Source organism: Rhodococcus yananensis, from assembly GCF_020515525.1.
GTDB classification, from domain to species: Bacteria; Actinomycetota; Actinomycetes; order Mycobacteriales; family Mycobacteriaceae; genus Rhodococcus; species Rhodococcus yananensis.
Genome location: NZ_JAIYEP010000104.1, coordinates 1 through 11,397 on the forward strand (window position 1 = coordinate 1; position 11,397 = coordinate 11,397).

Annotated in this window: 11 protein-coding genes; 4 read left to right on the plus strand and 7 right to left on the minus strand. The window is 68.9% G+C overall.

The features are described 5' to 3' along the window. Positions 1-83 precede the first annotated feature (83 nt). The 7 genes from LDQ05_RS17885 to LDQ05_RS17915 all read right to left on the minus strand — a co-directional run bounded on the left by LDQ05_RS17885 (position 84) and on the right by LDQ05_RS17915 (position 6,703). Positions 84-482 carry a metal-sulfur cluster assembly factor gene (locus LDQ05_RS17885; RefSeq protein WP_226438300.1) on the minus strand — a complete coding sequence of 133 codons (399 nt, stop codon included), beginning with the start codon at positions 480-482 and terminating at the stop codon, positions 84-86. After that, positions 482-964, minus strand: a complete 483-nt coding sequence (sufU, locus tag LDQ05_RS17890; protein WP_226438301.1) for a Fe-S cluster assembly sulfur transfer protein SufU — start codon at positions 962-964, stop codon at positions 482-484. Before sufU ends, LDQ05_RS17885 begins: the two co-directional genes overlap by 1 nt. Continuing rightward, positions 964-2,223, minus strand: a complete 1,260-nt coding sequence (locus tag LDQ05_RS17895) for a cysteine desulfurase (protein ID WP_226438302.1) — start codon at positions 2,221-2,223, stop codon at positions 964-966. Before LDQ05_RS17895 ends, sufU begins: the two co-directional genes overlap by 1 nt. Positions 2,224-2,275: 52 nt before the next feature. Continuing rightward, the gene (gene sufC, locus LDQ05_RS17900; protein WP_226438303.1) at positions 2,276-3,058 is read right to left on the minus strand and encodes a Fe-S cluster assembly ATPase SufC; all 783 of its coding nucleotides are present in this window, start codon (positions 3,056-3,058) and stop codon (positions 2,276-2,278) included. 53 nt (positions 3,059-3,111) lie between these two features. Continuing rightward, positions 3,112-4,311, minus strand: a complete 1,200-nt coding sequence (gene sufD, locus LDQ05_RS17905) for a Fe-S cluster assembly protein SufD (RefSeq protein ID WP_226438304.1) — start codon at positions 4,309-4,311, stop codon at positions 3,112-3,114. Beyond that, on the minus strand, positions 4,312-5,757 hold the full coding sequence (gene sufB / locus LDQ05_RS17910; RefSeq protein ID WP_226438305.1) for a Fe-S cluster assembly protein SufB: 1,446 nt from the start codon (positions 5,755-5,757) through the stop codon (positions 4,312-4,314). Between the two features lie 163 nt (positions 5,758-5,920). Then, positions 5,921-6,703, minus strand: a complete 783-nt coding sequence (locus LDQ05_RS17915; RefSeq protein ID WP_372461153.1) for a helix-turn-helix transcriptional regulator — start codon at positions 6,701-6,703, stop codon at positions 5,921-5,923. Between the two features lie 219 nt (positions 6,704-6,922). Here LDQ05_RS17915 and mptB point away from each other — a divergent pair, with 219 nt between their 5' ends. Genes mptB through LDQ05_RS17935 form a run of 4 tightly spaced genes read left to right on the plus strand, consistent with a single transcriptional unit; the run spans position 6,923 to position 11,351 of the window. Further along, complete coding sequence (mptB, locus tag LDQ05_RS17920; RefSeq protein WP_226438310.1) at positions 6,923-8,596, plus strand: polyprenol phosphomannose-dependent alpha 1,6 mannosyltransferase MptB; 1,674 nt, start codon at positions 6,923-6,925, stop codon at positions 8,594-8,596. Continuing rightward, positions 8,593-9,537, plus strand: a complete 945-nt coding sequence (locus LDQ05_RS17925; protein ID WP_226438307.1) for an ABC transporter ATP-binding protein — start codon at positions 8,593-8,595, stop codon at positions 9,535-9,537. Before mptB ends, LDQ05_RS17925 begins: the two co-directional genes overlap by 4 nt. Next, positions 9,534-10,334, plus strand: a complete 801-nt coding sequence (locus LDQ05_RS17930; protein WP_226438308.1) for an ABC transporter permease — start codon at positions 9,534-9,536, stop codon at positions 10,332-10,334. Before LDQ05_RS17925 ends, LDQ05_RS17930 begins: the two co-directional genes overlap by 4 nt. Before the next feature lie 51 nt (positions 10,335-10,385). After that, positions 10,386-11,351, plus strand: coding sequence for a COX15/CtaA family protein (locus LDQ05_RS17935; protein WP_226438309.1), 966 nt, complete (start codon positions 10,386-10,388; stop codon positions 11,349-11,351). Positions 11,352-11,397 lie beyond the last annotated feature (46 nt).

An 11,397-nucleotide genomic window follows, 5' to 3' on the forward strand; every position in this document is an offset into this window, starting at 1 on the left:
CATCGACGTCGACCCCGCCGGACGTCAGACACACCGACCCGGACGACGGGGCACGTGCCCGACGCCGGCGACGTCTGTATCGGTCACACCGTGAAACCGAGTGCGCGGAGCTGCTCGCGTCCGTCGTCGGTGATCTTGTCGGGGCCCCACGGCGGCATCCACACCCAGTTGATACGCAGTTCCCCGCACAGGCCGCTGCGCACCAGGGCGTTGCGGGACTGGTCCTCGATGACGTCGGTGAGCGGGCACGCCGCCGAGGTCAGGGTCATGTCGATGGTCACGGCCTCGTCGGTCTCGGAGATGCCGTAGACGAGTCCGAGATCCACGACGTTGATGCCGAGTTCGGGGTCGACCACGTCGCGCATGGCCTCCTCGAGTTCGTCCAGGCGTTCGGGATCCAACGGGGGCGCGGTGTCGGCGATGATGCGGGACGCGTCGTCGCCTGCCGGCGCGGCGTCGGGCGCAGGTGCGGGTTCGGTCATCAGCTCTGTCCTCCGCTCGTCACGGCTGCGATGTCGGAGCCGTCGGTTTCATCCATTATCTGCACCACGGCGTCCTTGAACGCCATCCACCCCAGCAGCGCGCATTTCACGCGCGCCGGATACTTCGAGACTCCCGCGAACGCGATTCCGTCCCCGAGGACGTCCTCGTCGCCGTCGACGGTGCCCCGACTACCCACCATCTCGGCGAAACTGTCGACGGTGGCCAGCGCGTCGGCGACCGGCACGCCGATCACCTGGTCGGTGAGCACCGACGTCGCGGCCTGACTGATCGAGCAGCCCTGCCCGTCGTACGACACGTCGGCGACGACACCGCCGTCCACGTGCACGCGCAGCGTCACCTCGTCGCCGCAGGTGGGGTTGACGTGATGCACCTCGGCGCCGTACGGCTCACGCAGGCCCCGATGGTGCGGGTGCTTGTAGTGGTCCAGGATCACCTCCTGGTACATCTGTTCCATCCGCATCAGGCGTGCACCCCGAAGAACTCCTGGGCCCGGCGGATCGCGGCGCCCAGCGCGGCCACCTCGTCGAGCGTGTTGTACACGGCGAACGATGCGCGTGCGGTGGCCGCGACCCCGAACCTGCGATGCAGCGGCCACGCGCAGTGGTGCCCCACCCGGATCTCGACGCCGTCGTCGTCGAGGATCTGACCGAGATCGTGCGCGTGGATTCCGTCGACGACGAACGACACCGCGCCGCCGCGTTGTTCGGCATCGGCGGGACCGATGATGCGCAGGCCGTCGATGCCGCCGAGTTCGGTCAGCGCCGCAGCGGTCAGCTCGTGTTCGTGCGCGGCGACGGCGTCCATGCCGAGGCCCTGCAGGTACCGCACCGCGGCGCCGAGCCCCACCGCCTGCGACGACATCGGCGAGCCGGCTTCGAAACGTTGCGGCGGTGCCGCGAAGGTGGTCGCCTCCATCGTCACGGTCTCGATCATCGAGCCGCCCGTGATGAACGGCGGTACCTCCGCGAGCAGCGCGCGGCGTCCGTAGAGGACCCCGACACCGGACGGTCCGAACATCTTGTGCCCGGAGAACGCCGCGAAGTCGACGTCGAGGGCCCGGAAGTCGACGCTCATGTGCGGTACCGACTGGCAGGCGTCGAGCACGACGAGCGCACCGACCGCGCGGGCACGGGTCACGAGTTCGGCGACCGGCGCGACCGCACCGGTGACATTGGACTGGTGCGTGAACGCGACGACCTTGACGGCATCGGAGAGTTCGAGCGAGTCCGGGTCGATGCGGCCGTCGTCGGTGACCCCGTACCAGCGCAACGTCGCTCCGGTGCGGCGCGCCAGCTCCTGCCACGGAACGAGGTTCGCGTGGTGTTCGAGCTCGGTGACGACGATCTCGTCACCGGGCCCGAGCCGATGCGGGAACCGGTCGTCGGCGAATGCGTACGCGACGAGGTTGAGCGACTCGGTGGCGTTCTTGGTGAACACCACCTCGTCGGCGTCGACACCGACGAACCCGGCGATATCGGCGCGCGCACCCTCGTAGGCGTCGGTGGCTTCCTCGGACAGGGCGTGCGCCCCGCGGTGCACCGCGGCGTTGCGCAGGGTGAGGAACTCGCGTTCGGCGTCGAGGACCTGCACGGGCCGCTGTGAAGTGGCCCCCGAGTCGAGATAGACCAGCGGTTTGTCGTCGCGCACCGTGCGTCCCAGGATCGGGAAGTCCGATCGGATCCGCGCGATGTCGAGCGCCTGCACCGGCACCACCGTCATTCGCTCACCCTCCTTACCGTCGTCTGTGTCCACCGTCGCCCGCGCGCACCGATCAGTGCGCCGTGGCCTGCGTGAACCGCACGTAGCCGTTGGTCTCGAGTTCGTCGGCGAGTTCGGGCCCACCGGACTCGGCGACGCGACCGTCGACGAACACGTGCACGAACTCGGGCTGGATGTAGCGCAGGATCCGGGTGTAGTGGGTGATGAGCAGGACACCGCCGTGCTCGTTCTCCCGGTAGCGGTTCACACCCTCCGACACGATCCGCAGAGCGTCGACGTCGAGGCCGGAGTCGGTCTCGTCGAGGATCGCGATCTTCGGCTTCAGCAGGCCGAGCTGCAGGATCTCGTGGCGCTTCTTCTCGCCGCCGGAGAATCCCTCGTTGACGCTGCGCTCACCGAACGCGGGGTCGATCTCGAGCTCGTTCATCGCGCCCTTGACCTCCTTGACCCAGTGCCGCAGCTTCGGTGCTTCGCCGCGGACGGCGGTGGCGGCGGTGCGCAGGAAGTTCGACATCGACACACCGGGGACCTCGACCGGGTACTGCATGGCGAGGAACAGTCCGGCGCGGGCACGTTCGTCGACGCTCATGGCGAGGACGTCCTCGCCGTTGAGGGTGATCGAGCCGGAGGTCACCTCGTACTTGGGGTGGCCGGCGATCGCGTACGAGAGGGTGGACTTGCCGGAACCGTTCGGGCCCATGATGGCGTGGGTCTCGCCCGAGCGGACCGTGAGGTTCACGCCCTTGAGGATGTTGATCGGCTCGGCGGCGTCGTCGGTCTGGGCGACCCGCACGTGCAGGTCCTTGATCTCGAGAACGTTCTGGGGGGTGGACATCGGTGTACTGATTCCTTCTTCGGAGAAGTCGTGGTGGGTGCGGGTGGCGTCCGTCAGGAGCCGATCACGGCGAGTTCCGCCTCGACCGCCGCCTCGAGACGTTCGCGGACCTCGGGCACGGCGATCTTCTCGATCAGCTCGTGGAAGAAGCCGCGCACGACGAGACGTCGGGCCTGGTCCTCGGGGATACCGCGGGCCTGCAGGTAGAACAGCTGCTCGTCGTCGAAACGTCCGGTGGCCGAGGCGTGGCCGGCGCCGACGATCTCCCCGGTCTCGATCTCGAGGTTCGGCACCGAATCGGCGCGCGCGCCGTCGGTGAGCACCAGGTTGCGGTTGAGCTCGAACGTGTCGGTGCCCTCGGCCTCGGCGCGGATGAGTACGTCACCGATCCACACGGTGTGCGCGTCGGGCCCGCCGGACTCCGGGTCGCCCTGCAGGGCGCCCTTGTACACGACGTTGGACTTGCAGTTCGGCTGCGAGTGGTCGACGAGCAGCCGCTGTTCGAGGTGCTGACCGGCGTCGGCGAAGTACAGGCCGAGCAGTTCGGCGTCTCCTCCGGGACCGTCGTACTTCGTGGTGGTCGACACCCGGACCAGGTCCCCGCCGAGTCCGACGGTGAAGTGCCGCAACACCGCGTCACGGCCGAGCTTCGCGTGATGCGCGGCGACGTGCACGGCGTCGTCGGCCCAGTCCTGCAGCGCGACGATGCGCAGTTCGGAACTGTCACCGAGGACGAGTTCGACGTTCTCGGCGAACGTGCCGCTGCCCTTCTGATCGAGCACGACAGTCAGCCGCGCGAAGGGCTCGAGCCGGATCTGCAGGTGCCCGAACGCGACGTGCCCCTCGCCGGGGCCGGTCACCGTCACCGTGACGGGTTCGGCGACCTCGGTCTCGCGGCCGACGGTGACGACGGTGGCGGTCTCGAACGCCGAGTACGCCTGGGCGGCGACGCGATCGAACGGCACACCGCCCTGCCCGAGGCGGGCGTCGTCGCGGGCGACGGTCTCCACCCGGACACCGTCGGCGTCGGTCACCTCGACGGTGGCGGCGCCGTCGGCGACGGCGCTGCCGTCGTGGAGTCCGCGCAGTCGGCGCAGCGGCGTGAACCGCCACACCTCGTCGCGGCCCGAGGGCACCTCGAATGCACCCACGTCGAACGAGGTGAACACCTCGCCCTTGTTCACGGCCGGTGCGGGGTTCTCGCCACGCACCGCGCCCTGGACGCCGGAAATGTTCTTCGCTTCCGCAGTCATCTAACCGACTGCCCCTTCCATCTGCAGTTCGATGAGCCGGTTGAGTTCGAGGGCGTACTCCATCGGCAGTTCCTTGGCGATCGGTTCGACGAAGCCGCGCACGATCATGGCCATCGCCTCGTCCTCGTTCAGGCCGCGGCTCATGAGGTAGAACAGCTGGTCGTCGCTGACCTTCGAGACCGTCGCCTCGTGCCCCATCGTCACGTCGTCCTCGCGGATGTCGACGTACGGGTAGGTGTCGGACCGGCTGATCTGGTCGACGAGCAGCGCGTCGCACTTGACGGTCGACTTCGACCCGTGCGCACCCTTGTTGACCTGGACGAGACCTCGGTAGGACGAGCGGCCACCGCCGCGCGCCACCGACTTGGAGACGATCGTCGACGACGTGTGCGGCGCCAGGTGCAGCATCTTCGCACCGGTGTCCTGGTGCTGGCCCTCCCCGGCGAACGCGACGGAGAGCACCTCACCGCGGGCATGCTCACCCATCATCCACACGGCCGGGTACTTCATCGTCACCTTCGATCCGATGTTGCCGTCGATCCATTCCATGTGACCGCCGGCTTCGACCTTGGTGCGCTTGGTGACCAGGTTGTAGACGTTGTTCGACCAGTTCTGGATCGTCGTGTAGCGGCAGTGACCGCCCTTCTTGACGATGATCTCCACGACCGCCGAATGCAGGGAGTCGGACTTGTAGATCGGGGCGGTGCAGCCCTCGACGTAGTGCACCGAGGCGCCCTCGTCGACGATGATCAGGGTCCGCTCGAACTGGCCCATGTTCTCGGTGTTGATCCGGAAGTAGGCCTGCAACGGAATGTCGACGTGCACGCCCGGCGGCACGTAGATGAACGATCCACCGGACCACACGGCGGTGTTGAGTGCGGAGAACTTGTTGTCGCCGGCGGGGATGACCGTCCCGAAGTACTCCTTGAACAGCTCGGGGTGCTCACGCAGACCGGAGTCGGTGTCGAGGAAGATCACACCCTGCGATTCGAGGTCCTCACGAATCTGGTGGTAGACCACCTCGGACTCGTACTGGGCGGCGACCCCGGCGATCAACCGCTGCTTCTCCGCCTCGGGGATGCCCAGCTTGTCGTAGGTGTTCTTGATGTCCTCGGGCAGTTCGTCCCAGCTCGCGGCCTGCTTCTCCGTGGACCGCACGAAGTACTTGATGTTGTCGAAGTCGATGCCGTCGAGGTTCGATCCCCACACCGGCATCGGCTTCTTGTCGAAGGTGCGCAGCGCCTTCAGGCGGATGTCGAGCATCCATTCGGGCTCGTTCTTCTTCGCGGAGATGTCGCGCACGACCTCCTCGGAGAGGCCGCGCTGCGCGGACGAACCGGCGGCGTCGGAATCCGACCACCCGTACTCGTAGTGGCCGAGCGACTGGATGGTCTCTTCCTGCGTCATCGGCGCTGCGCCGGACGACTGGTCCGATGTGACGGTCATGCGTGCTCCTTCCGGAGGCCGGATCTTGTCGGCGTGGGCTGGATGCCGACGGTGTACTGCGGGCTGATGTTCGGGGCCGGTTCCGCTCGACCGGTGCTGTTCGACCGGCGCTGCTCGACCGCTTCCGAAGGGGTACGGCGCCCCCGTCGGGGTGTCGCGGGAATCACATGTGCGGCCGCTCCCCCACCGGAGGTTCCGGAACGGGTTCCGGTGGCGCGGGCGCCGGTGTTCCCGCCGGCACATGGGTGGTGCAGAACGCGTCACCGTTCGCGATGGTCGCAAGGCGCTGCACGTGGGAGCCGAGCAGGTTCACGAACGCCTCCTGCTCCGCCTCGCACAGTTCGGGGAACTGTTCGGCCACGTGCGAGACCGGGCAGTGGTGCTGGCAGATCTGCACACCGGATCCGACCTTCCGCACGGACGCGGCGAACCCCGCATTGCTGAAGGCGTCGGCGATGTCGGCGGCGACGGCCTCCACCTCGCCGTCCTCCTCGACCGCGTCGACCCCGCCGAGGATGGAGGCGACGCGGCGCTGCGCGAAATCCGTCACGGCGGCGTCACCACCGAGTTCGCGTAGATGACGGATCGCCGCGGTCGCCAGATCGTCGTAGGTGTGGCCGAGCCGGGCCCGCCCGACCGCGGTCAGCAGGAAACGACGCGCCGGTCGGCCACGGCCACGCCCCGAACCGCGAGGCGGCATGGCGGCCTGCGCTTCACCGGACTCGATGAGGGCGTCGAGGTGACGACGCACACCCGCCGCGCTGAGACCGAGCCGCTCCCCGATCTCCGGAGCCGTGATCGGGCCGTCCTCGAGAAGCAGTTGCACCACGGCCGCGCGGGTCTGCCCCTCGTGCGCTTCGCGGGCTGCCGTACCGCGCGTGACCGCAGCGACAGGCCCACGACCTGCGCTTTCTGCGTCGTCCGCGACGTCCGGCGTTGATTTCACAACACCAGTGTGACGGAATTCAACGGCGTGGTCCACCAAGGGTGCCCTTCCTCACCGCCGGGAACAAACCCGGGCCACAGAGGCAACAGCGCCCCGATCCGTGCCCGTTACGCTGCCCGAGTGCAGTCGATCCCCCCCGAATCCGAATCGCGACCCGCGGTGCGTTCACAGTCGACCTCACGGCCGGGATCACGATCGGTCGCCCGCGTCGGTCACCGCATCGGATCGTGGGCCCGCCGCTCACTCGGACTCGACTTCCGGCCCGCACGCCCCGACGTCGCGACGGTGCTGCACGGAGACGAGAGCGACGGCCGGGGACTGAACTCCACCGAGACCACCCAACTGCACCGGATCCGCCTGTTCGGGGCGACCGGTGCCGTGCTCATGGCCGTCGGCGCGATCGGCGCCGGCGCCCAACCCGTCCTGCAGAACCCCGTCCAGGGGCTGCGCTTCCTCGGGCTTCCCGCCCGCATGCCGAGCACGGCCCTGACCCTGACCATGACCGGCACCGTGCTGGTGGTGCTCGCCTGGCTGCTCCTCGGCCGGTTCGCGATCGGACGCCGCGACCCCGACGGACAACCCCGCCGCCTGACCCGTTCCCAACTGGATCGCACCCTGCTCCTGTGGATCGTGCCCCTCGTGGTCGCGCCGCCGATGTTCAGCAAGGACGTGTACTCGTACCTCGCGCAGAGCGAGATCTCCGCCCGCGGACTCGACCCCTACGCGATCGGTCCCGCGGGCGCGCTCGGCGTCGACCACGTCCTGACCCGGACCGTGCCGAACATCTGGCGTGACACACCCGCCCCGTACGGCCCGGGTTTCCTGTGGCTCGGGGAACGCATCGCGTTCCTGACCGGTGACAACATCGTCGCCGGCATCTTCCTGCACCGACTCCTCGCGCTCGCCGGCGTCGCACTGATCGTGTGGGCACTGCCCCGGCTCGCGCGACGCTGCGGGGTCGCCCCGGTCAGCGCCCTGTGGCTGGGTGCCGCCAATCCGCTGCTGTTGTTCCATCTCGTCGCGGGCATCCACAACGAGGCGTTGATGCTCGGGCTGATGCTCGCGGGCGTCGAGATCGCCCTGCGCGGGGTGTCCGCCCCCGCGTCGACGTCCGCGTACGACCGCCGCCGAGTGGCCGCGCTGGTCGTCGCCGGTGCCGCATTGATCGCGTTGTCGTCGATGGTCAAGGTGCCGTCGCTGCTCGCCCTCGGTTTCGTCGGGATGGCCCTGGCACGGCGCTGGGGGGCGAGTGTGCGGTCGGTCCTTGCCGCGGCCACCGCGCTCGGTGTCGTCGCGCTCGGCGTGATCGGCGCGGTCAGCTGGGGCAGCGGGCTCGGGTTCGGCTGGACTCAGACCCTGAGCACGGCGACAGAAGTCCGCAGCTGGATGTCGGTCCCCACCCTGCTCGGGATGGGCACCGGACTCGGCGGCGTCCTGCTGGGTCTGGGCGACCACACGACGGCCGCGCTGTCGATCACCCGCCCGATCGCGGCGCTCGTCGCCATGTTCGTGACGGTACGGATGCTGCTCGCGGTGCTCACCGGACGGGTGCATCCGGTGGGTGCCCTCGGGGTGTCGCTCGGCGCGATCGTGCTGCTGTTCCCCGTGGTGCAACCGTGGTACCTGCTGTGGGCGGTCATCCCCCTCGCCGCGTGGGCGACCCGCCCGATCTTCCGGATACCCACCATCGCGTTCTCGTCGGTGGTCAGCGTGATCCTCATGCCCAACGGCGGCGAGTACCAGCCGTTCATCATCGTGCAGGCCGCGATCGCCACCGTCGTCGTCGCGGGCCTGCTCATCGTGGCGACCCGCACCCTGCTGCCGTGGCGAGACGACGATCGGCCACCACCGCGCTCACCGGAATCCGCCGCCGCCTACGCTGGAACTCCGTGACCTCGAAAACCGCCGCGGGTGCGGCTCCCGCTGTGCGCCTCGACGGCGTCGTCAAGAAGTTCGGGGGTGTCACCGCGGTGGACGGACTCGATCTGACGGTCGAGCCTGCGCAGGTGCTTGCCCTTCTCGGTCCCAACGGTGCGGGCAAGACCACGACCGTCGAGATGTGCGAGGGCTTCGTGGCCCCCGACGCGGGCACCGTGCGCGTTCTCGGTCTCGATCCGATCACGGACTCGGAAGCCCTGCGCCCACGGATCGGAGTGATGTTGCAGGGCGGCGGCGCGTACCCGGGTTCGAAGGCCGGTGAGATGCTCGACCTCGTCGCGTCGTATTCCGCCGATCCCCTCGATCCGGAGTGGCTGCTGCACCGGCTCGGTCTCGACGAGGCCCGGCGCACACCGTATCGACGACTCTCGGGTGGGCAGCAGCAACGCCTCGCCCTCGCCTGCGCCCTCGTCGGACGACCGGAGCTGGTGTTCCTCGACGAACCCACCGCCGGTCTCGACGCGCAGGCACGCCTGTTGGTGTGGGAACTGATCGACGCACTCCGGCGCGACGGCGTGTCGGTGCTGCTGACGACCCATCTGATGGACGAAGCCGAGGAACTCGCCGACGAGATCGTCATCATCGATCACGGTTCCGTCGTCGCCGCGGGCACACCCGAGGAGGTCACCCGCACCGGCGCCGAAGGCCAGCTGTGGGTGTCGGCCCCACCGGAACTGGACGTCGCGGCGCTACGGGCCGCGCTCCCCGAGGGATGTCGCGCGCGGGAGAACGCCTCCGGTCGCTATCTCGTCGAGGGCACCATCGATCCGGTCGTGGTCGCCGCGGTCGCGACCTGGTGCGCCGCGCAGGGCGCGCTGGCCACCGAGATCCGCGTCGATCAACGCAGCCTCGAGGACGTGTTCCTCGAACTCACCGGACGGGAGCTGAGAGGTTGAGCACGACGCCGCACGATCGTCTGGTCGGAAACCGGTTCGATCCCGGTACGTTCGCACCGGCGCCGCGGCCGAACACGGCCACGAGGATGCTCGCCGCGCAGACCCGGATGGAACTGACCCTGTTGCTGCGCAACGGCGAGCAGTTGTTGCTGACGATGTTCATTCCGGTGACCCTGCTGATCGGCCTGACCCTGCTGCCCATCGGCGACCTCGGTGAGACCCGTGTGACGCGGGTGCTGCCGGCCGTGATGATGGTGGCGGTGATGTCCACCGCCTTCACCGGTCAGGCCATCGCCGTCGGATTCGACCGCAGATACGGTGCACTGAAACGGATCGGCGCGACCGCGCTGCCGAAGTGGGGCATCATCGCCGGCAAGAGTTGCGCGGTGGGGATCGTGGTGGTGCTCCAGTCGATTCTGCTCGGGGCGATCGGATTCGTGCTGGGGTGGCGACCGAGCCCGGGCGTCCTGCTCATCGGCGCCGTCGTCATCGCGCTCGGCACCGTCGCCTTCGCCACCCTCGGACTGCTGCTCGGCGGCACCCTGCGCGCCGAGATCGTCCTGGCACTCGCCAACATCGTGTGGTTCGCGTTGCTCGGCATCGGCAGTGTGGTGATGCTCGACGACGTGGTACCGGACGCATTGATGCACGTCGTGCGGCTGGCACCGTCGGGGGCGCTGACCCTCGCGCTGGATGCGGCGATGGACGACACCGTCGACGCACTGTCGATCGTCGTGCTGATCGTGTGGGGGGTGTGCGGGGGTGCCGCCGCCGCACGCTGGTTCCGGTTCACCTGATCCCACCACCCAACTACAGCGCGTAGTGGACCGGGCCGTACCATCGGGAACGTGCTGTATCGCGGCTATCTGAGTCTCGTCGACCGTCTGCCCATGCCTTCACTGCGCACGCAACGGATACTCGCGTTCCTGTCGATCCTCGCGCAGGGCGGTATCGCGGTGACCGGCTCCGTGGTGCGGGTCACCGCGTCCGGGCTCGGCTGCCCGACGTGGCCGCAGTGCTTCCCCGGGTCGATGGTGCCCGTCGGGGTGTCGAGCAGCGTGCACACCCTTCATCAGGTCGTCGAGTTCGGCAATCGCCTGCTCACCTTCGTGGTGGTGCTCAGCGCCGCCGCGATCGTCCTCGCCGTCACGCGGGCCCGCCGACGCCGCGAAGTGATCGCGTGGGCGTGGCTGATGCCGGCCGGCACCGTGCTGCAGGCGATCATCGGGGGCATCACGGTGCTCGCCGGGCTGCTGTGGTGGACCGTCGCGATCCACCTGCTCGCATCCATGCTCATGGTGTGGCTCGCCACGATCCTGTTCGCCAAGGTGAGCGAACCCGACGACGGCGTGGTCGTGCAGGTGCTCCCGCAGCCGCTGCGGTGGCTCACCGCCCTGTCCGGCGCCGCGCTGGCGGGGGTGCTCGTCGTGGGCACGATGGTCACCGGCGCGGGTCCCCACGCCGGGGACAAGACCGCCGAGAACGCGGTCGCACGCCTCGACCTGGACATCACGAACCTCGTGCACCTGCACGCAGAACTTCTCGTCGGGTATCTGGCGTTGCTGGTCGGCCTCACCTTCGCCGTGTACGCGGTGCACGCCCCCGACGCGGTGAAACTACGTCTGAAGGTCGTTCTCGGCCTCGTGGGCACCCAGGCCCTCATCGGGCTCGTCCAGTTCTGGACGCACGTCCCGGCGGTGCTGGTGGTCATGCACGTCGCCGGTGCGGGATTGTGCACCGCGGCCACCGCGGCGGTGTGGGCGGCCGGGCGTGTCCGTACCACCCGACCGGTGCCCGAACCCGTCGCCGCCTGACGTCCACCCGACGATCTCCGAACCACGCGGGCCGGCCACCCCACCG